The organism is Kribbella polygonati (genome assembly GCF_050320105.1).
GTDB lineage: Bacteria > Actinomycetota > Actinomycetes > Propionibacteriales > Kribbellaceae > Kribbella.
On record NZ_CP190129.1, the window covers coordinates 4,447,480 to 4,469,825 of the forward strand.

General features: G+C 69.0%; 18 protein-coding genes. 7 read left to right on the forward strand and 11 right to left on the reverse strand.

Features of this window, described 5'->3' with window-relative positions:
• Nucleotides 1–5: 5 nt before the first annotated feature.
• Both ACQHIV_RS21080 and ACQHIV_RS21085 read left to right on the forward strand, forming a co-directional pair.
• The gene (locus ACQHIV_RS21080; RefSeq protein WP_427884688.1) at nucleotides 6–803 is read left to right on the forward strand and encodes an amidohydrolase family protein; all 798 of its coding nucleotides are present in this window, start codon (nucleotides 6–8) and stop codon (nucleotides 801–803) included.
• Nucleotides 804–867: 64 nt separating this feature from the next.
• The gene (locus ACQHIV_RS21085; RefSeq protein WP_427884689.1) at nucleotides 868–1,578 is read left to right on the forward strand and encodes a GntR family transcriptional regulator; all 711 of its coding nucleotides are present in this window, start codon (nucleotides 868–870) and stop codon (nucleotides 1,576–1,578) included.
• 33 nt (nucleotides 1,579–1,611) lie between these two features.
• On the opposite strand, the gene ACQHIV_RS21090 is transcribed toward ACQHIV_RS21085, so the two are convergent.
• The 3 genes from ACQHIV_RS21090 to ACQHIV_RS21100 are packed head-to-tail and all read right to left on the reverse strand — an operon-like array spanning nucleotide 1,612 to nucleotide 4,611.
• Nucleotides 1,612–2,451, reverse strand: coding sequence for a carbohydrate ABC transporter permease (locus ACQHIV_RS21090; RefSeq protein ID WP_427884690.1), 840 nt, complete (start codon nucleotides 2,449–2,451; stop codon nucleotides 1,612–1,614).
• Nucleotides 2,452–2,455: 4 nt separating this feature from the next.
• Nucleotides 2,456–3,373 carry a carbohydrate ABC transporter permease gene (locus ACQHIV_RS21095; protein WP_427884691.1) on the reverse strand — a complete coding sequence of 306 codons (918 nt, stop codon included), beginning with the start codon at nucleotides 3,371–3,373 and terminating at the stop codon, nucleotides 2,456–2,458.
• Nucleotides 3,355–4,611: an ABC transporter substrate-binding protein gene (locus ACQHIV_RS21100; RefSeq protein WP_427884692.1), complete on the reverse strand. Its 1,257-nt coding sequence runs from the start codon at nucleotides 4,609–4,611 to the stop codon at nucleotides 3,355–3,357. The genes ACQHIV_RS21095 and ACQHIV_RS21100 overlap by 19 nt, the downstream gene beginning before the upstream one ends.
• Before the next feature lie 160 nt (nucleotides 4,612–4,771).
• Here ACQHIV_RS21100 and ACQHIV_RS21105 point away from each other — a divergent pair, with 160 nt between their 5' ends.
• Nucleotides 4,772–5,539 (forward strand): hypothetical protein, encoded by a 768-nt coding sequence (locus ACQHIV_RS21105; protein WP_427884693.1) that lies wholly within the window; start codon nucleotides 4,772–4,774, stop codon nucleotides 5,537–5,539.
• On the opposite strand, the gene ACQHIV_RS21110 is transcribed toward ACQHIV_RS21105, so the two are convergent.
• Nucleotides 5,536–7,386, reverse strand: a complete 1,851-nt coding sequence (locus ACQHIV_RS21110) for a bifunctional metallophosphatase/5'-nucleotidase (RefSeq protein WP_427884694.1) — start codon at nucleotides 7,384–7,386, stop codon at nucleotides 5,536–5,538. The genes ACQHIV_RS21105 and ACQHIV_RS21110 overlap by 4 nt on opposite strands.
• Before the next feature lie 105 nt (nucleotides 7,387–7,491).
• Between ACQHIV_RS21110 and ACQHIV_RS21115 the strand changes: the two genes are divergently transcribed.
• Nucleotides 7,492–8,283 (forward strand): polysaccharide deacetylase family protein, encoded by a 792-nt coding sequence (locus ACQHIV_RS21115; RefSeq protein ID WP_427884695.1) that lies wholly within the window; start codon nucleotides 7,492–7,494, stop codon nucleotides 8,281–8,283.
• A gap of 161 nt (nucleotides 8,284–8,444) precedes the next feature.
• On the opposite strand, the gene ACQHIV_RS21120 is transcribed toward ACQHIV_RS21115, so the two are convergent.
• Complete coding sequence (locus ACQHIV_RS21120) at nucleotides 8,445–9,143, reverse strand: hypothetical protein (RefSeq protein ID WP_427884696.1); 699 nt, start codon at nucleotides 9,141–9,143, stop codon at nucleotides 8,445–8,447.
• A gap of 23 nt (nucleotides 9,144–9,166) precedes the next feature.
• Nucleotides 9,167–10,360: a homogentisate 1,2-dioxygenase gene (locus tag ACQHIV_RS21125; RefSeq protein ID WP_427884697.1), complete on the reverse strand. Its 1,194-nt coding sequence runs from the start codon at nucleotides 10,358–10,360 to the stop codon at nucleotides 9,167–9,169.
• A gap of 69 nt (nucleotides 10,361–10,429) precedes the next feature.
• Between ACQHIV_RS21125 and ACQHIV_RS21130 the strand changes: the two genes are divergently transcribed.
• A complete protein-coding gene (locus tag ACQHIV_RS21130) occupies nucleotides 10,430–11,257 on the forward strand; it encodes a hypothetical protein (RefSeq protein ID WP_427884698.1) in 828 nt (275 codons plus the stop codon).
• The gene (gene fahA, locus ACQHIV_RS21135) at nucleotides 11,257–12,462 is read left to right on the forward strand and encodes a fumarylacetoacetase (RefSeq protein ID WP_427884699.1); all 1,206 of its coding nucleotides are present in this window, start codon (nucleotides 11,257–11,259) and stop codon (nucleotides 12,460–12,462) included. The genes ACQHIV_RS21130 and fahA overlap by 1 nt, the downstream gene beginning before the upstream one ends.
• On the opposite strand, the gene ACQHIV_RS21140 is transcribed toward fahA, so the two are convergent.
• From ACQHIV_RS21140 to ACQHIV_RS21150, 3 genes are read right to left on the reverse strand one after another with little or no spacing between them, the layout of a single operon-like run.
• Nucleotides 12,455–13,708, reverse strand: a complete 1,254-nt coding sequence (locus ACQHIV_RS21140) for a lanthionine synthetase C family protein (RefSeq protein ID WP_427884700.1) — start codon at nucleotides 13,706–13,708, stop codon at nucleotides 12,455–12,457. The two genes, fahA and ACQHIV_RS21140, sit on opposite strands and share 8 nt — an antisense overlap.
• Nucleotides 13,705–16,392 carry a lantibiotic dehydratase gene (locus tag ACQHIV_RS21145; RefSeq protein WP_427884701.1) on the reverse strand — a complete coding sequence of 896 codons (2,688 nt, stop codon included), beginning with the start codon at nucleotides 16,390–16,392 and terminating at the stop codon, nucleotides 13,705–13,707. Before ACQHIV_RS21145 ends, ACQHIV_RS21140 begins: the two co-directional genes overlap by 4 nt.
• 30 nt (nucleotides 16,393–16,422) lie before the next feature.
• On the reverse strand, nucleotides 16,423–16,596 hold the full coding sequence (locus ACQHIV_RS21150) for a hypothetical protein (RefSeq protein ID WP_427884702.1): 174 nt from the start codon (nucleotides 16,594–16,596) through the stop codon (nucleotides 16,423–16,425).
• Nucleotides 16,597–16,808: 212 nt separating this feature from the next.
• On the opposite strand from ACQHIV_RS21150, the gene ACQHIV_RS21155 reads away from it, so the two are divergent.
• The gene (locus tag ACQHIV_RS21155) at nucleotides 16,809–20,561 is read left to right on the forward strand and encodes an endo-alpha-N-acetylgalactosaminidase family protein (protein WP_427884703.1); all 3,753 of its coding nucleotides are present in this window, start codon (nucleotides 16,809–16,811) and stop codon (nucleotides 20,559–20,561) included.
• Nucleotides 20,562–20,609: 48 nt separating this feature from the next.
• Here ACQHIV_RS21155 and ACQHIV_RS21160 read toward each other — a convergent pair whose 3' ends face one another.
• Entirely contained in the window at nucleotides 20,610–21,023 is a 414-nt protein-coding gene (locus ACQHIV_RS21160; RefSeq protein WP_427884704.1) for a hypothetical protein, read from the reverse strand.
• Between the two features lie 78 nt (nucleotides 21,024–21,101).
• Nucleotides 21,102–22,346: a HAMP domain-containing sensor histidine kinase gene (locus ACQHIV_RS21165; protein ID WP_427884705.1), complete on the reverse strand. Its 1,245-nt coding sequence runs from the start codon at nucleotides 22,344–22,346 to the stop codon at nucleotides 21,102–21,104.

A 22,346-nucleotide genomic window follows, 5' to 3' on the forward strand; every position in this document is an offset into this window, starting at 1 on the left:
GGCGGATGCGCCTGATCGACTGCCACGCGCACCTGTGGGACGCGGGCCGCGGCTTCCCGTGGATCCGCCCGGGATCCGAGCACTACCGGACGTTCACGATCGACGATCTCGAGCGCAGCGGCGAGGGGCTGGAGCTGGCCGGCACGGTGCTGGTCGAGGCCTCGCGCGGCGATCGCGGGGAGACCCTCGCCTTGCGCGAACTCCGGGCGGAGCGGCCTGAGCTGGTCGCGGGGTACGTCGGAAACCTGCAGGTGTACGAGGACGCCGTACCGGAGGAGTTCGAGGAGTTGATGGTCGAGGCGCGGCCGAACGGGATGCGGCTGGGCGGGGCCGGCCAGGTCGCACTGCTGCCGGTACTGGAGAAGCTCGGGATCACGCTCGACTTGAACCTGGCAGGTGCTTTGGGGACAGCCGCCGAACTGGCCGCGCGGCACGAGGGGCTGACCATCGTTGTCGACCACCTGGGAAGCCCGGGCGCGGTCGACGACTGGCGCCGCGAGTTGCGGCTGGCCGCTGCGCGGCCGGGTGTGATGCTGAAGGTCTCGGGCCTGCTCACCCAGCGGCCCGAGGCTGCTGAGTTGGTGGAGGAGGCTGTGGAGGCCTTCGGACCCGGCCGGTGTGTGGTGGGGTCGGACTGGCCGATCTGCGTGCCGCGGGGTTCCCGGGCGGACTCGCTCAGCCTGTCGCTGCGAGGGCTGGGCGGACTCTCTGACGACGAACGGGCTCAGGTCCTGCACGGCAACGCCGTCCGCGCCTATCGTCTGGGACGGGAACCTGGTGAGGGAGTCGTTCGTTATCGATAGCTGCTAGGCGATCAGAGAAGTATCATGACAGGGCATTCCGGACTTCGCACGAATTGGGGACTTCATGGCCAAGGGTGACTTCGCCTCCACGCTGGCGAGCAGCAAGGACCAGTTCCGCGCCACGCTGATCTCCGAGCGGGCCTACGAGCTGCTCCGGCAGGCCATCGTCGACGGTGAGCTCGGGCCGAACGAGCGCGTCGTCGAGTCCGAGATCGCCCGTCAGCTGGGCGTCAGCCAGGCGCCGGTCCGGGAGGCGGTGAAGCAGCTCGCCCGGGAGGGCCTGCTGGTGCACATCCCGCGCCGCGGCAACTTCGTCGTGGAGATCTCCCAGCAGGACGTCGAGTACGCCCGCCAGGTCCGCGAACCGCTCGAACGGCTGGCCGCGGAGCTCGCCGCCGGACGGATCGGCGAGCAGGACCTGAGCGAGCTGGACGAGCTCGTCGACCAGCTGCACAAGGCCGCGAAGTCCGGCGACGTGAGCATGTTCCGCGACGTCGACATCGCCTTCCACACGCGCGTGATCCAGCTCGCCGGCAACCCGTTCCTGACCCGGATGTGGGAGGTCCTGGAGCCGAACCTGCGGGCGCTCCGGGCGATCAGCGACCCGCTGTTCGAGGGCGATTGGGACGCGATGGCCAACGAGCACGGCCGGCTGGTCCAGCTGCTCCGCGACACCGATCCCGCCGAGGCCGCGACCGCGTTCGCGAACCACGCCGGCGGGCGCGGTCCGGTGCCGGACGCGCGCGCCGCCAAGAAGAAGCCGAAGAAGAAGTGACCGGGCGCCCCGCACGAGACGGGGCGCCCGATGTCAGCCCTTCACCGCACCGACGGTCAGGCCGCTGATGATGTGCCGCTGCATGTAGATGAAGAAGATGATCACCGGCGCGATCGCCAGCAGCAGGTTCGGGAACACCTTGGTCAGATCCGTCGAGTACTGGCTGATCCCGGCGTAGATCGCGGTCGTCACCGTGTACCGCCCGGAGCCCGGGCTGAGCAGGATCTGCGGGCTGACGAAGTCGTTCCAGATCCCGATCGAGTTCAGGATCAGCACCGTCACCACGCCCGGCCGCATCAACGGGAAGATGATCGTCCAGAACGTCCGGTACCGCCCGGCGCCGTCGATCGAGGCCGCGTGGTCGATGTCCACCGGGATCGTCCGGATGAAGCCGACGAACAGGAAGATGCTCACCGGCAGCGTCGACGCCACGTCGTGCGCGAGCAGCCCGGCCACGGTGTTCGCCAGCCCGAGAGACCGCAGTACGTAGATCACCGGGATGATCAGCGCGGCGCCCGGGATGAAGGTGCCGGCCAGGAAGTACAGCATCAACAGCTGCGTACGCCGCTTCATACTGCGGGCGATCACATACGCCGCAGGTCCGGCGAACAGAATGCACAACACGTCGACGGCCACCACGAGGAACAGCGTGAACCCGTAACCCTTGATCACGTTGAACTGCGGGCTGTGGATCGCGGCGTTCAGGTGCTCCAGCGTGAGCTTCGAGAACGGCAGCGAGAACGGGCCGTTGAGGATGTCCTCCTGGTTCTTGAAGCTGTTCACCAGCAGCAGGTAGACGGGCACGGTCATCAGTACGAAGAGCAGCCCGAGCAGGATCGGCCGGACCACACTCCGCCGTACGTTCGGTGCCATGCCCCTACCCCGTCGCTGCTTGGTCTTGGCGGTTCCGCAGGGCGGTCACGACCAGAGCGAGTGCGGCCGACACCACCATCAGGAACACCGCCTGCGCGGTCGCGTACCCGACCTTCGTGCCCTCGAACGAGCGCGCCAGGATCAGGTACCCGTACGTCTGGGTCGCGCCCGCCGGACCGCCGCCGGTCAGGCTGACCACGATGTCGTACGTACGGATCAGCCCGATCAGGTTGAGCACCGTCGCGACCGTCACCACAGGGGCGATCATCGGGATCACCACCTGGGTGTTGATCTGGCGCGCGCTCGCCCCGTCGATCTGGGCCGCCTCGAGCAGCTCGGCCGGGACCGTCTGCAGCGCGGCGACGAACAGTACGACGTTGAACCCGAAACCGGCCCAGGCGATCACCGCGATCAGCGTGACCAGCGCGAGCTTCTCCGAGAACAGGAAACCGACCGGGCCGACGCCGAACTTGTGCAGGGTGTTGTTGATCGCGCCGTTCGTGCCGAGGATCGCCGCCCACAGGTAGCCGAGGATCAGCGCGCTGATCACGTGCGGGTAGTAGGCCAGCGCCCGGAAGAACGAGTTGACCAGCGACTTCTCCTTGAGCACCAGTGCGTACGACAGCCCGCCGCCGAGCATCAGCACGGAGCCGCTGACCGCGACGATCCCGGTCACCCACCAGGCCCGCGTCGAGTTCGGGTCGTCGAACAGGTGCCGGTAGTTGCCGAGCCCGATGAACACGGCGTCCGAGAAGCCGTTCCAGTTCGTCAGGCTCAGGTAGACCGCGACACCCACCGGCACGATCGTCAGCACCGTGTACAGCAGCACGGCCGGACCCGCGAGGCCTACGGAGAGCGCTGTCTCCCGGAGCCTCGCGATCCTGAGCTGCCGTCGATGGCCGGTCAGTTCTGGGAGTTCCACCACTTGTCCAACCCGTCGGCGACCTGGTCCGGCGAGGCACCGGTGAACAGCGACTGGACCCGGGTGTTCAGCTCGCCCGAGAACCCCTCGATCGGCTGGTGCGTACCGGACTTCACCAGCACCGTCGGCGCGGCGTCGAGGATCTTCTGTACGCCGGTCCCGAGGCTCGACGTCTTGTACGTGAAGCCCTTGCGCAGGTTCCCGTCCGACGCCAGCTGGCTCTCGACCGCGGCCGGATCCGTGACCAGCCACTTCACGAACTCGGTGGCCTGGGCCTTGTGCTTGGACTGGTTCACGACGACATACGGGCTGGCGATGTTGCCGAACTGGCCTGACGGGTAGGCGCCGTCGGTCGGCATCGTGAAGACGCCGATCTGGTCGCTCTTCTTCGCCTGGTCGGCGGCCGGCACGAAGTACGAGCCCATCATGTACATCGCGGACTTCCCGTTCAGGAACGCCGTCTGGCCGTCGGCGTACGTCAGGCCGAGCGCGCTCTTGTCCAGGTACCCGGCGTCGATCCAGTTCTTGTACGCCTTGAAGTAGTCCAGGTACCCGCTGTCCTTGAAGCTGGCCTGCTTGGCGGTGCGCTTGACCACCCAGTCCGGGTCCTTGGTCAGTACGCCGGCGTCGGCCATCATCGAGAACTGCGCGCCCGGGACCCACTGCCCCGCGGTCTGCAGCGGCGTGTACCCGGCCGTCTTCAGCTTCGCCATCGCGGCGGTGAAGTCGGCCATCGTCTTGATGTTCGCGGCGTCCAGCCCGGCCTTGGTGAACGCGGCCTTGTTGTAGAACACCAGCGACTGGATCTGCTCGCCGACGCCGACGACGTACCGCTTGCCGTCGATCGCGTACTGCTCGCTCAGCGGGGTGTCCTTGACCCACGCCTGATCGGTGAGGTCGGCCAGCAGGCTGACGTTCTCCTTGGTCGGAGTGATCTGCTGCGCGATGTCCGGCGGGTCGCCGGCGGCCAGGTCCTGGGTGAGCTTCGCGCTCGCGGAGATCGTGCCGGTCAGCTCGAGCTTCACCTTGACGCCGGGATGCGCCGCCTCGTACTTGGCGAACAGGCCGGTCCAGTACGCCTCGGTGAGGTTCGGGGTGATGTTCACGATCACCCGCAACGTGGTCTGCCCGGAGTCGCCCCCGGCGCCGGAGTCGCCGCCACCACAGGCGGCCAGCGATCCGGTCAGGCTCGTCGCCGCAACCGCGGCGATCACGGTACGGCGCCACAGTTGTCTCATCTCGTCACACTCCAGTGCCTAGAACTTCGCTGATCGGCTATCGATAGATGATCATATGGAGATGCGAACCGGAGTCAAGATCCAGTTGACACCGAACCCGCTCCGCGAGTTTCATCTATCATCGATAGGCGATCAAATCGTGATCAACGAAAGGCACCTCATGTCCACTCCGACGTACAGCTCGCAGCTGTCCCCGGTCCAGACCGCGACCTTCTCCCGGCCGACCGCCGAGATGCTCGGCGCGCTGACCGACGTGAGCGCGGCCACCGCCTGCGCCAAGCTGCACCAGAAGGGCATCACCCGGACGTTCATCAACGGCCCGGTGCCGCTGCACCGGACGCCGGACGTGCGCGTGTACGGCGGGGCCGTGACACTGCAGTTCCTCCCGCAGCGCGAGGACGTGTTCAGCAGCGCCGACCAGGAGTACGCCGAGAAGAAGACGGCGCTGTGGGGTGTGCTGGAGTCGATCCAGCCGGGTGACGTGCTGGTGGTGTCGGCGTACGCGAGCCAGTTCACCGGCTGCCTCGGCGACATGCTGGTCCGCTACTTCAAGCTCCGCGGCGGCGCCGGCATCGTGGTCGACGGGCGGGTCCGCGACGCGGCCCGGATCCGGGCGCTCGGCGTCCCGGTCTGGAGCACCGGCGTGACGCCGCACTACGCGTCCCAGACCGAGCTGTTCCCGGCCGCGTTCAACGTGCCGGTCGGCGTGGGCGGCGCGCTCGTCACCCCGGGCGACATCGTCGTGGCCGACGACGACGGCGCGGTCGTCGTACCGCAGAAGTCCGCGGTCTCGCTGGCCGACGACTCGCTGGAACTGCAGGCCCGCGAGGAGTTCGCCCGCCGCCGCCTCGACGACGGCGGGCGCCTGTCCGACTACTACCCCCTGAACGGCCAGGGACTCGAGGAGTACCTGGCCGCGAAGGGCTAGGCGGTGACGGTGATCGGGCTGCCGTTCGAGACCAGCGACCAGTCGACCGTGTGGAAGGTCTTCGGGTCCACGGTGCCGGTCGCGGTCACGTAGTCGATCATCAGCTGGCGGATCTCGACCTGCCGGTTGTAGACCACCGGCGCGGTCTTGACGTGCGGGAAGTTGCCGCCGCCGGACTGGCGGTAGTTGTTGACCGCGACAACGAACTGCTGGTCGGCGGCGACCGGCGTACCGTCGTACGCCAGGCCGGTGATCCGCGCGCCGGGCGCCTTGGCGATGTCGATCGTGTAGGTCAGCGGCTTGGTCAGGCCGCCGACGATGTCGTAGTTGTAGTCCGGCGTACCGTTCGGCGCCGTCGAGGTCGGCGCGTTGGTGACCTGGTCCGACGGGAACGGGCCGGTGCCGGTGACCTGCTTGAAGTAGTACGCCGAGAACTCCAGGTAGTCCTTGACCTGCGCGCCCGTCATCGTCACCGCGAGCAGCGTGTTGTCGAAGACGTACAGCCCCGCGACGTCGCGGACCGAGACGTCACCGGCCGGGATCGCCGCCTCCCGGTTGAACGGCGCCGCGATCGCGAGCACCGGCAGCGAGGCCTGCGGCGTACCGGCGAGTGCCTTCGACACCGCGTCGGCCTGGACGAAGTTCACGAAGTCGAGCGCCGCGGTGTCCTCCCACGGCGCGGTCGCCGCGGACATCGCCTCGGTACAGGTGCCGACCTTCGAGTTCACGTACTGGACGACCTTGTCGTGGTCCTTCTCCAGCAGCGCGACCACGTCCGGGTCGGCGGCGACGGTGTTCGCGTTCAGCACCTGGCTGTGCCGGGCGACCACCTTCCACTGCCCGCGGACCTTCTGCAGGTCCAGGTCGAACAGCGACAGCCGCATGCCCCACTTCAGCGGCTCACTCAGCACCACCTGCTCGCCGCTCGTCTTGTTCGTGACCAGCCGCTCCGGGATCTCCAGGTGCGCGTGGCCGACCAGGACGGCGTCGATGCCCGGGACGGTCTCGGCCATCAGCACGGACGCGTTCTCCGGGTACGGCAGCGCGTCGCCGTACGACGAGGACAGGTCCATGCCGGAGTGCACCGAGGCGATCACGATGTCGGCGCCCGCGGCCCGGACCTTCGGGACCCACTGCTGGGCGAGCTCGACGATGCCGCCGAACTTCAGCTTGTTCTCGACGTTCGCCTTGTCCCAGATCGCGATGCCCGGGTTGGTCAGGCCGAGGATGCCGACCGTGATCGGCTTCTCCCCCGGCACGTGCACCCGCTTCAGCACGTACGGCGGGAACGCGGGCAGGCCGGTCGTCCAGTCCTGGGCGTTCGCGCCGAGCAGCGGGAAGCGCAGCTGGCGCTGGAACTTGCGGAGGATGTCGAGGCCGTAGTTGAACTCGTGGTTGCCGAGCGCGGCGGCGTCGTACCCGATCCGGTTCATCGCGGCCGCCATCGGGTGCGTGTGGCCGCCGGTGATGGGCTCGATCTTGGCGTAGTAGTACGCCAGCGGGGTGCCCTGGATGGTGTCGCCCGCGTCCAGCAGCAGCGGGCGCGGCGCGTGCGGGTCCTCGGCGAGCCGGTCGCGGACGGCGCTGACCAGCGTGGAGATCTTCGCCAGGCCGATGTCGTTGTGCGCGGAGTCGTCGTACTCGGCGTTCTTGAAGTAGTCCCAGTTGAAGACGTTGCCGTGCAGGTCCGTCGTACCCATCACGGTCAGCCGGACCGTCTTGCCCGAACCACCCGCGAACGCCGGCGCCGTCTGGAACCCGGCCGCGGCCAGCGCCGCCGCGCCGCCGATCCCGGCGCCGATCACTGTGCGTCGCGTCATCGTGTTCCGCTCACCGCTGTCGCTCATCGCCCCGCCTCACAAGGTCGCATCGCCGGGATCTCCGGCACGAATGCACACGATAAGCGAGACCCGGTGAACACTTGCCCCCACCCACAGGAGAAGATGCCGCCCATGACCAAGCCGCCCGGCAAACTCCTGCCGTTGGTCGCCGCCTTGCTCTGCGGTGCCGTCCTCGCCCAAGCCGCCTCTCCCTCCGGTCCTTCCGTCACGTCCGCCGCGCCCGTGGTGAGTACGACGCCGGACCACGGACTCTTCGGTACGCCCGGTACGTCGAAGCGCGGCGAGCCGTCGTCGTCCAAGCCGAGTACGCCGCCGGTGCGGCCGGCCCCGCCGAAGCCGCCCGCCGACGACTGGAACCTGACCGGCCACGGGAAGGTCCTCTACCTGACCTTCGACGACGGACCGCAGCACGAGTGGACGCCGAAGGTCCTTCAAGTACTGCGCAAGCACCACGCGCAGGCCACGTTCTTCGTGCTCGGGATCCAGGTCGCGCAGTACCCGGAACTGGTCGCCGCCGAGCGCGCCGCCGGGCACCACGTCGGCAACCACACCGTCGACCACAAGACGCTGACCCTGCTGCCGGACGCCAAGGTCCGGCAGGAGATCGGGATGGGCGTCAAGTCGAAGTGCCTGCGGCCGCCGAGCGGTGCGACCAACGCCAAGATCCAGGCGATCGCCGCGGCGTACCACCAGCGTCAGGTGCTGTGGGACGTCGACACGAAGGACTGGGAGAAGCCCGGCACCGCCCACATCGAGCACGCGATCATGTCCGGCGCCCGCCCCGGCGCGATCATCCTGATGCACGACGGCGGCGGCAACCGCTCCCAGACCGTCGCCGCCCTGGACCAGGCCCTCACCAAGCTGACCGCCCAGGGCTACACCTACCGCGCGCTGCCCTGCTAGGGCACGGCTCCCGATCCCGCGCCGTAGCGAGGAGGTGCTCGGTGCGGTAGCTCGGCGTGCGGGGGCGAAGGTCTCGATGCGGAGCATCGTGGCCTTTGCACCCGTGCGGCGAGGTGCCGTGCCGAGTGCCCCGCAGTAGGCGTGGGATTGGGAGCCGTGCCCTAGCGCTGAACGCCGGCGGTTCCGTTCGAGAAGTGGCGGAGGGCCTCGTCGATGACGTGGACGGGCTGGTCGAGGGCCTTGATCAGGAACATGCCGGTCGGTCGGAGTAGCGGGTTGGGCTTGACCACGCTGCGGACGGACGGCTGGTCGAGGCCGCGGACGCCGGCGGTGGTCGCGCCGACGCCGCGCTCGAGCGCCAGGTCGAGCATGTACTGACCGAGCAGCTTGTGCTGGGTGAAGCCGCGGACGCTCGCCCACGGGAGGACGACCGGGTACGCCGCGCCGTCGCACGCCAGCTCGAGGCCCTTGACCGAGATCCGCATCGCCACCGGTGGCAGCTCGTTCGCGTCGTACCACTGCTGCCGGTCGGACTGCACGCGGTACACCAGCAGCGTGCTGATCACCAGCGGCAGCATCGCCGCGATCAGCAGCAGCGCGAACGGCCACATCCCGGAGCCGCGGAACGCGACCAGCGCGTAGACCGCGGCAACGATGCCGATGCCACCGAGGACCGCGGTCACCCAGGCGCCGCGCCGCTCCACGATCCGCACCACCTCGCGCCGCCGCAGCACCGCGTCGCGGTCGATCCCGACCACGAACCCCTGTCCCGGATCACCTGGCGGCATCGCTACCTCCGGCGTGTCGTCTGCCGCGTCCAACTCTGCGACCTGTGAAGTTGCGTCCCCGTCCTCACTCACGGGGGACAGAATCCCACAGACCGTCAGTTTTTGCGCCTCCCGGCCCAGGTCCAGGCGTAGACGCCGTCGTCGACGGCCTGGCCGGCCTCGCCGAGTTCGAGGGGGCGGAAGGTGTCGACCATGACCGCGAGTTCCTCGAAGCGTTCGGCGCCGAGGGAGGCCTCGATCGCGGCGGGCTGGGGGCCGTGGGCGTAGCCGCCGGGGTGCAGCGAGATCGAGCCGAGGCCGATGCCGGAGCCCTTCCGGGCCTCGTAGTCGCCGCCGCAGTAGAACATCACCTCGTCGGAGTCGACGTTCGAGTGGTAGTACGGCACCGGCACCGACAGCGGGTGGTAGTCGACCTTCCGCGGCACGAAGTTGCAGACCACGAAGTTGTACCCCTCGAAGACCTGGTGCACCGGCGGCGGCTGGTGCACCCGCCCGGTGATCGGCTCGAAGTCGCTCACGTTGAACGTGTACGGGTACAGGCAGCCGTCCCACCCGACCACGTCGAACGGGTGCGTCGCGTACGTCATCCGGGTGCCGACGATCCCGCCCGGCCCGTTCCCGCGGTGCTTCACCAGCACCTCGACGTCGGTGCCCTCCTCGACGAGCGGCTCGGTGGTGGGGTGCAGGTCGCGTTCGCAGTACGGCGAGTGCTCGAGGAACTGGCCGTACCGGGACAGGTAGCGCTTCGGCGGCGCGATGTGGGAGTTGCCCTCGATGCAGTACGCCGCGACGCCGTTCGGCCCGGGGAGCCAGCGGTGCGTGGTGGCGCGCGGGATGATCACGTAGTCGCCCTCGACCGCGTTCAGCACGCCGAACACGGTCTCCACGGTGGCGGAGCCTTTCTCGACGTACACGCACTCGTCGCCGATCGCGTTCCGGTAGTACGGCGAGGGCTGCTCGGCGACGGCGTACGAGATCCGGACGTCCCCGTTGCCCAGGACCAGCCGGCGGTCCTCGACGGCGTTCGACTTGGACGTGTCGGTGAACAGGTCGTGAAGCTTCAGGTGCCGGGGCGTCAGCGGGTGGTTCGGGACGGTGGCCAGGTCGGGGAGGTCCCAGACCTGGGAGTCGACGAGCGCGGACGGTACGCCGGCGTGGTACAGCAGCGAGGAGTCCGACGAGAAGCCCTCCTCGCCCATCAGCTCCTCGTAGTACAACCCGCCGTCCGGTTTCCGGAACTGGGTGTGCCGCTTGGGTGGTACTTCCCCGATCTGCCGGTAGAACGCCATACTCACTCCGTTGAACGATAATCGAACGCATGCGTCCGCTTACCGAAAGCATCCGTTAGGCTCTGGAACATGTCAACCGTCCCCCCGCTCTACCAGCACCTGGTCGACGACGCCTCGATGTTCCCGCCCGGCAACCTCCCCCTCGAGGAGGCCGTCGCCGCCCACCACTCCCACCTCCAATCGGCGCACGCCGACCTCGTCGGCACCTTCGTCTGCACCGATGACAACCTGATGAAGGTCGCCGCGGCAGCGTCCACCCCGCTGCGGGTGTCCGTGGTGGTCTCCGGTGGGGCCGGGGGGATCGAGCCGGTGGTGCGGTGGGGGGATCGGTCGAAGGACGTGGTGGTGGCGGGGGTCGAGGTGCGGTTGCGGGACGAGGACGACCTGTCGCGGAACGCGCTGCGGGTCGTCCGGGCGTGTGACGACTGCCTCGACGAGGAGGCGGCGTACGTCGAGATCGGGATGGAAGGCGCCTGGGAGCGGGCGCTCGACGTGGTCGCGGACGCCGGGTACCACGCGAAGCTCCGTACCGGCGGGCTCGACGCGCATCTGTTCCCCTCGTCGCAGCAGGTGGCGGCGTTCATCACCGCCTGCCTGGACCGTGAAGTGCCGTTCAAGTGCACCGCCGGCCTGCACAACGCGGTCCGTCACACCGCGGACGGCTTCGAGCACCAGGGCTTCCTGAACGTCCTGCTCGCGACCCGCGCCTCGTTGGACGGCGCGCCCCGGGACGAGCTGGTGCAACTGCTGGACAGCCGCGACGGCGACGCGCTGGCCGCGCGGGCGCGCGAACTGTCCGAGGACCAAGCGGCGGGCACCCGCCGGTGGTTCACCTCGTACGGATCGTGCAGCATCGAGGAGCCGGTGACGGACCTGAAGAGCTTGGGGTTGATGTGATGAGCTGGATCGACATCCCGGACGGCTCGCCGTTCGGGCCGGACAACCTGCCGCTCGGCGTGTTCCGGCTCGGCGACGAGGAGCCGCGGGTGGGCGCCGCGATCGGCGACCAGATCATCGACCTGGCCCCGGTCGCGTCCGCCCAGATGCTCGACGGCGCCCAACTGTTCGCACAGCCGACCCTGAACGCGTTCCTCGCCCTCGGCCGTCCGGCCTGGCGGGCGACCCGCAACTGGCTCCTCGACCTGGTCCGCAACGCGAACGACCGCGACGCCGTCGAGCCGCACCTGATCCCGCAGTCCGCCGTCAGCATGCAGCTCCCGTTCGAGGTCGCCGACTACGTCGACTTCTACGCCTCCGAACAGCACGCGACGAACCTCGGCCGGCTGTTCCGCCCCGACTCCGAGCCGTTGCTCCCGAACTGGAAACACCTCCCGGTCGGCTACCACGGCCGGGCCGGCACGATCGTTGCCAGCGGCACCGACATCGTCCGCCCGTCCGGCCAGCGCAAGCCCCCGGACGCCAGCGCCCCGGCGTACGGCCCGTCCCAGCGCCTCGACATCGAGGTCGAGCTCGGGTACGTCGTCGGTACCCCGTCGACGCTCGGCAAACCCGTCTCCGTCGACGACTTCGAGGACCACGTGTACGGCGTGGTGCTCGTCAACGACTGGTCCGCCCGCGACCTCCAGGCCTGGGAATACGTCCCGCTCGGCCCGTTCCTGGGCAAGTCCTTCGCCACCTCGATCTCCCCCTGGGTCGTGTCGCTCGACGCCCTGGCCCACGCCAAAGTCCCGCTGCCCACGCAGACCCCGCCCGTCCTCCCCTATCTGGGCGGACAGAACCTCACGAATTACGACATCACCTTCGAAGTCAGGTTGAACGGCCATCTTGTCAGCTCCCCGCCGTACCGCGACATCTACTGGTCCCCCGCGCAGATGCTCGCCCACATGACCGTGAACGGCGCCAGCGTCCGCACCGGCGACCTGTACGCGTCGGGCACGGTCAGCGGCGCGGCGAAGGACCAGCGCGGCTCGTTCATCGAGCTGACCTGGGGCGGCCGCGAACCACTGGTTGTCGACGGCAAGGAGCACGGATTCCTCGAGGACGGCGACGAGGTCACGATCTCCGCCTGGGCGACCGGATCCGGCGGGTCGCGGCTCGGGCTCGGCGAGGTGACCGGGAAGATCACGCCGGCGGTCAGCTGAGCAGCAACGCGGAGTCCCAGCCGGTCCGGGGCGGCCGGGTGTACGCGCTGAGCGCGAGCGCGATCCCGGCGGCACCCTCCATCAACCCCGGCAGATCGAGGTGGAGGTCCGCGACCGGCTGGTAGTAGCGGTACCCGAACGGCAGCGCCGGGTCGAAGCGCCCGATCAACCGCTCCGCCAGCCGGTCCGCCGACGCACCGAACTCCTCGAACAGCGTGCAGAGGTACAGCATGCCTGCCCAGCCGTGGCAGAACGCGTCGTCCGTGACACCCCAGTCGGGCCGCGCCACCAACGATCGGAAAGCGTCGAGTCCTGCCTCGCGCCACTCGGGTCTGCCCAACGCGTCCGTGGCGAACGCCAGTGCGCGCGCGATCCCGGGCGCGCCGTAGCACCAGGAGGCACGCGCCGGTTGCGGTTGTGGCCCGCGGTTCGCGTAGGTCTCCAGCGACACGAAGCCGGTCCAGTAGTTGCCGTACGCATCCGATTCACGGCGATCGAGCAACCAGTCCGCCATCGCGGCGATCGCGGCGTCCTGACCGTCGACGCGGACCCCTTCGGACCACGCGAGCGACAGCAGCGCGAGTGGTCCGGGGATCCCGTGCGCGAGCCCGAAGTTCGCCTGGCCACGCTCGAAGCCCGGGCCGACGACGGTCTTCTCGGTGCCGTCGAACCACCAGCCCGGTACGTCGATCCCGTCCACGACCAGCGGTTCGCGCAGCGAGGCCAGACAGGCCAGCACGTCCGCGAGTACGTCGTACCGCTGTCTCGCGAGGAGGTATCGCCCGACGCCGCTCAGGCCGCTGACCACGTCGACGACCCCGGCGCAGGTCGGTACGCCGGCCCGCCGGGTCGCCTCGTGGACGCTGACCAGCCAGCGGGCGTGTTCGCTCATCCGATCGTCCAGGCGGGTCAGGATGCCGGCGTAGTCGCCGGGTTCGCGGGCGGCGATCCGGGTCGCGGTCGCGAGGGCGCCGAGTCCTTCCAGAGCGCCCGCGACCGGCGCCGACGCGGATGCGGCGACTGTTCGGGTCAGGTATTCGTGCGCCACCTCACGCTCGCCCAGTTCGGTGAACAGGATCGCCAGCGCGCCTGGTCCGCGGGACAGCGTGGTCGGGTCCCAGGGCGGGCAGCGGAGGTCGGCGACGTCGACCACGTCGCCGTTCGCGGTGGTGGCGGCGATCACCGCGTCGGGGTCGCGGAGGCGGTCCGCGAGTTCGGCCACCAGCTTCGCGGCTTGCTCCTTCATCGGCCGTGCCTCCGTCGGTCGATCCGTCGCTTCAGCGCCACGCGGGCGAGGCCGTATGCGCGGCGCTCCAGGGTGCGGGCGGTGCCGAGCAGGCGGTTGCAGTGCAGGTGCAGCACGCTCATCACCGCCGGCATGCCCACACCGGCGTACTTCTCGACCGCCGTACGTCGTTGCTGCCAGCAATCGAAGGTGTCCGAGACCTGTAGGAAGGCCTTGCGGTCGGCAGGCGTGATCGCATTGGAGAGGTCGATCGAGTACGTGTCGACGAACCACTGCTGCAGATCGCCGAAACCCTCCAACAGGTCGAGGATGTTGAACGCCGCGAGCGACTCGCGGGGCAGTTGCGTCTTCAGTTGTTCGAGGACCGCGCGGCTGTCGGCGCAGAACACGTCTTCGGCGGCGGCCATCACGTCGGTGCCGCCGTACCGCGCGACCTCGGGTTCGTACTCGTCCAGGACGAGGGTGCGGATCCGGCCGGACTCGACGAGGTCCGTCGCCCAGTCGTGCAGGATCGCGGGATCGCCTTGGTGGAAACGGATTCGGAGGTGGGCGTCCGGGTCGCGGTAGCGCAGGAAGAACCAGCGGCCGACGTCCATGCGTTCGACCAGTTGGCGCACAGGCCCGGCGAGGAGGGCGTCCTGGAGATCGGCGGGCAGGTAGATCTTCGCGGACAGCCACTCGCCGCCCGGGAGGTGCCGCGGCGGGCGGTGGTTCGCCGTACTCCAGGAGGGGTTCGGGGCGACCTCGGGGCGGTCGGCGACGGAGACGAGCGGTACGACGATCTCGTTGGCGTGGCCCGCGGTCACGCCGTACCCGGTGAGGGGTTCGCTGACGACGGAGGACGGTTCCTTGCGGAGCTGGTCGCGGAACAGGCGGCGGTGCAGCGGGACGCGGAGGTCCAGGTCGAGGTGGTGGTCGAACATGCCGACGCGGATGACGTCCGGGACCTGCCGGCGTTCGCGCCACGCGTCGAGGGTCCTGTCCCAGTCGGTCGCGGTGGACAGATTCGGGTCTGTCCGCCAGAGGGCGGGGGCGAGGATGCTGCGGCCGGAGCGGACCCGCGGGAGGCGGGGCAGGACTTCCAGGCGGCCCCATTGCCAGGGCGTCCAGAAGCGGCGCCCGGCGAGGCCGATCGCGGCGAGGAAGCGGGCGACGTTCGGCGCGCCGGTGACGACGTTGAGCATGTTCGGGCGTACGACGGTCAGCTCGCGGCGGAGCTTGGTGGAGAAGAGGTAGAGGCGTTCGCCGGTGGTACCCACGCAGACGTCGTGGACGTCGACGACGCCGGGATCGGCCGGGTCGGCGAAGGTGCCGACGGCGAGCCTGTGCGGGAGGACGCGCGGTTCGCGCAGGACGTTGCCGAAGCGCGGTTCGTACGGGGCGAACTCGAGTTGGACGGCCAGTGGGCCGGGGACGTCGTACAGCTCGGTGAGCTGGTGTTCGAGGCCGAGCATGCCGGCGAAGCGGCCGATCATCGCACCGGCGGCGATCGAACCACTGGTTGCTGCCAGCAAGAAGTCGCCGCGTTCGAGAGCCTCGGGCGAGTCGGCGAGAAGCTGGGCGCACAGGTCGAGCGAGTCGGGTGGCTGGTCGTCGGAGGTGCCCACGAGACGGTCGATCAGGGCGTCGTCCAGCAGCAACTCGTCCCCGCCGGTCAAAGCGGCGGCCAGAGCTTCGTCGCGGGCGGCCGGGTAGGTGTTGTCCGGCACCTCTTCCCGCCCACGCTCCCCCACCGGAATCCGATACCCCGCAGGCGCCCCGAGCCCGATCTGCGGATCCATCAACTCCAGCACCGGAACCACCCGGTCGGTCCCGTACCGATCCAGAAACGCCCGGTGATAGGCGGCGAGCGTCGGTAGCCCGTCCCCAGGCGGCGACAGCCGCCACAAGAGCGAAGCCGCCCGCGCAGCCTCCTCCGCAACCGCAAGCGGAAGCCGCACCTCGGCATCCACCCGCAAATCCACCTGCACCTCCCCGCCTGCGGTTGGTGTTGCCTCAGGTGTGTGGTCGCCGAGGAGGATTTCCTTGTCCAGGAGTTGTTTGAGGAGGTGGTCGGCGTCTTCTCGGGTCGCGGCGGGGGTTGCGGCCAGCAGGCTTTCCAGGAGGGTGTTGTACGGGATGGGGTGGTGGGCGGCCGCCTGGATGTATTGGACCGCTTCGGTGTTGGCGACGGTCAGTTCGCGGCCGGGGGTTTCGGGGGTGAGTTTGCGGAGGTACGGGAGGACCAGGCGGTTGCCGCGGACAAACGTGAGGTTGTTGGTGACCACGCGGGCTGGTTGCTGGTCGCGGCGGGTGGTGTGGAGCCAGGCCGCGTCGGGGAGGACGTGTCTGGTGTGGGCGGTGCCGATCCGGACGTGAGTTGTGCTGGCGAAGGTGACCGGAGCTACCCCGGCGAGGAGGCCGAAGGGGGTGGGGCGGCCGGTCATGCGGAGGAGGTAGCGGGCGGTGGAGAGGAGGGCTCGGTCGAGTTTCGCGGCGTCCAGCGGCTCGCCGCGCAGGAACCGACGCAGGGTCCCGGCCAGCGACGGGCTGGACAGCTCGATCGCCTCAAGCAACGACTTGTCCGCGAGCAGGTCGCGCAAATGGGCGGCGGGTGCGCGGGTGGGTGCTGCGGCGGCAGCGGGCGAGGCTGCCAGCCGCAGCACCGCGAAGGCGCCCGGCCGGAACTGGTCCGGTGGTGTCACGTCGCGCCGTACGGTCCGGTCAGCCGGCCGTCAGCAGCACGGCACGCAGGCGGCGATGCCGACCGCGTACGTGTTCACCGTGGTCGGCGTCAGGCCGCTGCGCTCGTCGACCTCGCGGGCGTCCTCGGGACGGGCCGGCCGGGCCAGGGCCGGGTCGGTGGCGGGGATGACGTCGAGGTCCAGCTCGAATGCTGTCAGGCTCATGGTGGTGACCCTTCGCTCGGATTTGCGTAGCCGATCGACTACCTAGGGCAATCAATCACGTCATACCGAAGGTTTTCAACGCCTTTAAGCATTGACATTGAACTTCTTTTACCAGCCGGCTGCAGACGCGAATATCCCTCACGCTGCGCCAATCTGTTCATTAGTGTTCGTTTCTCTTGACGAACTCGCGCTTGCGTGCGAACTTCATCGGCATGAAACGTTCAGTGGGGTGTGGAGTACTGGCTGTAGCCATGGCCGCCGCTGTGCTGATCGCGCCGTCCGGCGCGCAGGCCCAACCGGCACAACAGGCGGACGGCGACCCGAATCTGCGGTCGCCGGAGCTGACGGTCACCGTCGCGGCGGACTTCCCGCGGGTGATCAGGTACGTCGACAACGCCTCCGGGCAGGCGCTCGGCGGACAACCGGACGCGATCTCGACGGTCACGATCGACGGGGTCGCCCGCGCCGCGCACCTGGTCGGGCCGGCCGCGATCGGCGACGGCAAGGCGTCGTACACGCTCGGCTTCGACGCCCTGCCCGGCGTCGAGCTCGACACCAGCCTGAGCGTCGCGGGCCGGGTGACGACGTTCGCGATCGACGCCGTCCGCGACACCGACAGCAGCCGGGTGCACACGATCGACATCCCGAACCACGACCTGGTCTCGGTGGCGAGTACGGACGCCGGCGCGACGACCGCGTTCACCACGCTCGACCCGGACTCGACGCGGACCGCGGACAAGATCACCCCGGTCACCGCCGCCACGCCGGCGGACACCGCCGCGACGGGTGCGGCGTACGCGTTCGTCAACACCAGCGGGCTGGCGGCGGGCATCGAGTCGAACTCGACGTACGACAAGCCGTCCGGGCCGTCGGTCGACGACGGCGCCCGGTTCTGGCACCGCGCCCGCAAGGGCAGCGACGGCAGTACCCGGGTCGGCGTCTGGAGCGGTCAGTGGACGTACCGCGCCGACACCTCGCCGTACACCGAGCCGCTCCCCTGGGCGAAGGTCGTGGTCACCCCGGACGCCAACAACGACAAGACGGTCGACTGGGAGGACGGCGCGGTCGCGTTCCGCTCGATCATGACCGAGCCGAACGGCGGCGACCAGGTCAAGGACCGGGTGATCACGCACATCCCGTTCAACTTCGCCAGCCAGGCCACGCATCCGTTCCTGCGGACGCTGGACGACGTCAAGCGGATCTCGCTGTCCACCGACGGGCTCGGTCAGATGGCGCTACTGAAGGGGTACGCGTCCGAGGGGCACGACTCGGGACACCCGGACTACGGCGGCAACTACAACCTCCGCGCGGGCGGCCTGACCGACCTGAACACGCTGCTCAGGCAGGGCAAGTCGTGGAACGCGGCGTTCGGCGTCCACGTGAACGCGACCGAGTCGTACCCGGAGGCGAACGCGTTCAGCGAGGACCTGGTCGACAAGAACGCCAAGGGCTGGAACTGGCTGAACCAGAGCTACTACATCAAGCAGCGCCCGGATCTTGCCTCGGGCAACATCGTGAAGCGGTTCCAGCAGCTGCGCGACGAGACCGACAAGAACCTGCAGGAGCTGTACATCGACGTGTACTACCAGTCCGGCTGGCTCGCCGACGGTCTCACCCGGCAGCTGTCCGCGCAGGGCTGGCAGATCGCCACCGAGTGGGCCGACCGGCACGAGCGGACGTCGCTGTGGTCGCACTGGGCGAACGACCTCGACTACGGCGGCGCGACCAACAAGGGCCTGAACTCGAAGATCATCCGGTTCGTCCGCAACCACGAGAAGGACGTCTGGAACAAGGACCCGATCCTCGGCCAGTCCGCCATCGTCGAGTTCGAGGGCTGGACCGGCGAGACCGACTGGAACGCCTTCTACGCCAACATCTGGCAGCGCAACCTGCCGGCGAAGTTCCTGCAGCAGCAGAAGATCCTGGACTGGAACGCGGACGACATCACGTTCACCGGCGGCGTCCGCGGCGCGGTCGAGAACGGGAAGCGGACCGTGTACGCCGGGAACGCGAAGGTGCTCGACGGCGACAAGTACCTGCTGCCGTGGGACAACAACAAGAAGCTGTACCACTACAACCCGTCCGGAGGCCGTACGACGTGGCAACTCCCGGCCGCGTTCGCGGGTGTCACCACCTTCACCGCCTACCAGCTCACCGACACCGGCCGCACCAAGCCCACCACCATCCGCGCGAACCACGGCGCCATCACTCTCGATGCGATTCCGGGCAAACCGTACGTGATCTACCCAGTAGCCGCTCCGCAGCCTCGCGCGGTGAATTGGGGTGAGGGCACGCACTTGAAGGACCCCGGCTTCAACGCGGGCAACCTGGCTGCCTGGAACGCCACCGGTGGAGCGACGATCGCGACGCTCGAGAACGGGCAGCACGTGGCTGAGCTCGGGAAGAAGGCTTCGTCGTTGAGCCAGCGCATCACCGGGCTGACCAAGGGACGTACGTACAGCGCGTCCGCCTGGGTGGAGGCGTACCGTCCGACCACCATCTCCGTCGACGGGGTGAAGAACGTTGTCAATCGGTCGACCGTGGAGAACATGGTGGCGGCGGACGACAAGCACGGGATGTACTACCAGCGGGCGCGAATCCTTTTCACAGCAAAGGGGAGCACCGCTGACCTGGCAATCGGGGCTGCGGCTGGGGCTGGGCAGGTGCGGGTGGACGATGTGCGAGTGGTCGAGACCTCACTGGCCGGCGCCGCGGAGGGGTTCGAGGATGTGGATCAGGGATGGGGGCCCTTCATCAAGGGGGATGCGGGTGGGGTGACCGATCCGCGGACCGTACTCGCGAGGAAGCATGCGCCGTACACGCAGGCCGGGTGGAACGGGAAGCTCGTCGACGACGTCCTGGACGGGAACTGGTCGCTCAAGTCCCACGAGGAGAACGAGGGGCTGGTGTACCGGACCGCGCCGTGGACGGTGAACTTCCAGGCGGGGCACAAGTACAAGGTCAGCTTCGACTACGAGAGCGGGCGGGCCGGGCAGTACGCGTGGGTCCAGGGCGTCGATCGCCCGGGGTCTGTCGAGGTGAAGGCGACGCCGATCGGTGAGCAGCGGACGAAGGCGACGTTCGGCCAGGAGTTCGTCGCCGGGTGCGGCGGGGACTACTGGGTCGGGCTGCGCAAGCTCACCGACGGCGGTGACCAGACCGACTTCGTGATGGACAACTTCGCCGTGACCGACCTCGGTACGACGTCGGAGCCGGCGGACTGCACGTCCGTCGCCGTCACCGGGCTGAGCGGGTTGGTGTCGGGCGAGGCGAATGTCGTCACGACCACGTTCACCAACAACGACATGGTTGCTGCCAGCAACATCACGCTCGGGCTGACGGCTCCCGACGGGTGGACCGTGGCGGCGACGAGCCCGGCGACGGACGCCACGGTTGCTGCTGGTGCGAGTGTTTCGACCACGTGGGATGTCACTCCGCCGGCCGGTACGCCGGAGGGCAAGTATGTGCTGACGGCAACTGGTGGTCAGGCGACGATCAGCGGGGAGGCGACGGTGCTGCCGCCGGGGATCGTCCCGCAGTCGCGGATCAAGGTGGTCGACGTGGACAGCGAGGACGTCGCCACGGGTGGTGCGGCGACGATGGCGCTGGACGGGAATCCCAGTACGATCTGGCATTCCGCGTGGTCGCAGGTGAGTACGCCGGCCGGGTTCCCGCACTACATGACGCTCGACCTCGGGTCGACGTACCAGGTGAACGGATTCAGCTACCTGCCCCGGCAGAGCGGGACCAACGGGATGTTCAAGGGCTACGAGCTGTACGTCAGCGCCGACGGCCAGGACTGGGGCACACCGGTGGCCACGGGCCAGTTCCCGAACTCCACCGCCGTACAGCGGCTGGACTTCACTGCCAAGCCCGGGAGGTACGTGAAGTTCGTCGGTACCAGTTCGTTGAACGGAGCGGTGTTCGGATCAGCCGCCGAGCTCAACGTGTACGGCACGCACTGAACGAATACGGCGCCACTCCCCTCCCCCGGGGAGTGGCGCCGGCTCGGGTCACTTGGTGATGGTCACCGAGGCCGGGGCGGAGGCGGTGTTCGCGGCGACGACGCGGAACTTGTTCACGCCGACCCGGCCGCTCTGCACCCACACCGAGTAGGTCGCGCGGCTGGTCACCTTGGTGGTCGCCGGGAAGTTGACCCACTTGCCGTTCTCCAGGCGCTGGACCTGGACGACCGTGTTCGCCGCGATGCCGGTGGTCTTGCCGGTGAAGGAGACCTTCGCCCACGCCTTCGCGGTGGCCTTGTCCGACTTGATCGTGATCGACTTCGCCGCGGCCGGGGTGCTGACGGCCGCGACCTGGGTCGTGGCGGCGTTGGCCTGCAGGGCGCCGGCGACGCCGAGACCGGCGGCGGCCAGGGCGACACCCGCGAAAGCGGCGGCGGTGCGGCGAACGAACTGAGTACGCATGATCTGTGGTTTCCCCTCGTTTTGTTGGTGTTTCAGAGGAGAAGACGCGCTGCGCGGGCGAAAGGTTGATGGGTTGTGTTACGACTCCGTCTCAGGTCCCGCAGGCAGCACGAGCCGCGCCGACGCACCCCCGCCAGGCGCCTCACCGAAGGTCAGCTCGGCCCCCAGCACCTTCGCGTGCCCGGCCGCGATCGTCAGCCCGAGACCGTGCCCGACACCGCGCTCAGCCATCCCCGACCGGAACCGGCGCGGGCCCTCGGCAATCAGTTCCTCCGGATACCCGTTGCCGTGGTCAACCACCTCGACCGTCCGCCCGCTGACCGTCACCTCGACCGGCGGCTTGCCGTGCCGGAGCCCGTTGACGATCAGATTCGCCAGGATCCGCTCGATCCGCCGCGAGTCGGTGGAGACCGTCTCGTCCGGCCCGTCCAGGTGCACGATCACGTCGTCGGCCGCGAGCGCCTGCTGCATCCGCAGCCGCCCGACCGCGGACCCCACGAACGCACCGAGCCCGACCAGTTCCAGGTCCGCCTGCTCGACACCGGAGTCGAACCGGGCGATCTCCAGCAGGTCCTCGACGAGCCGCCGCAGTACCTTCGCCCGGTCCCGCACCAGCTCGCTCGGCCGGCCCGGCGGCAGCAGTTCCGCCGCAGTGGTCAGACCCGTGACCGGCGTCCGCAGATCATGGGCGACGTCCGCGGTGAACCGCCGTTCCGCCTCCAGCTGGCCACGCAGCGAGCTCGCCATCGTGTCCAGCGCGGTCGCCAGCGACTGCACCTCGTCCTTGCCCTTGCCGACGGCCTCGGCGGCGGACGCGTCGAGATCACCGGCCGCGATCCGCCGCGCCGTACCGGCCACCGCGACGATCCGCTTCGACAGGCTGCCCGCGAGAATCACGCTGACCAGTGCGACCAGCGCGACCGTACCGATCCCGCCGAGGATCAGCGCCTGCTGCAACGCCTGCATCGAGTCGTCGGTGTTGTCGTAGTCCTGCTCGATCGACAGCACCTTGCCGTCCTTGACCGCGACCGCCGCCCACATCTTCGCGTGCGGCGACCCGGTCTTGAACGTGGCCCGCTTCCCGGACAGCACCGCGTCCCGCAGCTGCGGCGGCAGGTCCGGGTCGTCGAGCTTCGCCCCGAACACCGGTACGTCGTTGCTGTCGTAGCTCTGCGCCGCGAGCTGGATCCGCTCGTCCGCGAAGCTGCGCGTCCGGTCCAGCCGGGCCGACTGGGCCTGGGTGTAGACCGCGACGCACAGCACCAGGATCGCGAGCGACGAGACCAGCAGGAAGATGAGACCGAGCTTGCCGCGCAGTCCCAT

What these genes read in the sequence shown, in the direction of transcription:
- ACQHIV_RS21080 (WP_427884688.1), top strand. Translation starts at nt 6, where the DNA reads ATGCGCCTGATCGACTGCCACGCGCACCTGTGGGACGCGGGCCGCGGC.
- ACQHIV_RS21085 (WP_427884689.1), top strand. Translation starts at nt 868, where the DNA reads ATGGCCAAGGGTGACTTCGCCTCCACGCTGGCGAGCAGCAAGGACCAG.
- ACQHIV_RS21090 (WP_427884690.1), bottom strand. Translation starts at nt 2,451, where the DNA reads ATGGCACCGAACGTACGGCGGAGTGTGGTCCGGCCGATCCTGCTCGGG.
- ACQHIV_RS21100 (WP_427884692.1), bottom strand. Translation starts at nt 4,611, where the DNA reads ATGAGACAACTGTGGCGCCGTACCGTGATCGCCGCGGTTGCGGCGACG.
- ACQHIV_RS21105 (WP_427884693.1), top strand. Translation starts at nt 4,772, where the DNA reads ATGTCCACTCCGACGTACAGCTCGCAGCTGTCCCCGGTCCAGACCGCG.
- ACQHIV_RS21110 (WP_427884694.1), bottom strand. Translation starts at nt 7,386, where the DNA reads ATGAGCGACAGCGGTGAGCGGAACACGATGACGCGACGCACAGTGATC.
- ACQHIV_RS21115 (WP_427884695.1), top strand. Translation starts at nt 7,492, where the DNA reads ATGACCAAGCCGCCCGGCAAACTCCTGCCGTTGGTCGCCGCCTTGCTC.
- ACQHIV_RS21125 (WP_427884697.1), bottom strand. Translation starts at nt 10,360, where the DNA reads ATGGCGTTCTACCGGCAGATCGGGGAAGTACCACCCAAGCGGCACACC.
- ACQHIV_RS21130 (WP_427884698.1), top strand. Translation starts at nt 10,430, where the DNA reads ATGTCAACCGTCCCCCCGCTCTACCAGCACCTGGTCGACGACGCCTCG.
- fahA (WP_427884699.1), top strand. Translation starts at nt 11,257, where the DNA reads ATGAGCTGGATCGACATCCCGGACGGCTCGCCGTTCGGGCCGGACAAC.
- ACQHIV_RS21140 (WP_427884700.1), bottom strand. Translation starts at nt 13,708, where the DNA reads ATGAAGGAGCAAGCCGCGAAGCTGGTGGCCGAACTCGCGGACCGCCTC.
- ACQHIV_RS21150 (WP_427884702.1), bottom strand. Translation starts at nt 16,596, where the DNA reads ATGAGCCTGACAGCATTCGAGCTGGACCTCGACGTCATCCCCGCCACC.
- ACQHIV_RS21155 (WP_427884703.1), top strand. Translation starts at nt 16,809, where the DNA reads ATGAAACGTTCAGTGGGGTGTGGAGTACTGGCTGTAGCCATGGCCGCC.
- ACQHIV_RS21160 (WP_427884704.1), bottom strand. Translation starts at nt 21,023, where the DNA reads ATGCGTACTCAGTTCGTTCGCCGCACCGCCGCCGCTTTCGCGGGTGTC.
- ACQHIV_RS21165 (WP_427884705.1), bottom strand. Translation starts at nt 22,346, where the DNA reads ATGGGACTGCGCGGCAAGCTCGGTCTCATCTTCCTGCTGGTCTCGTCG.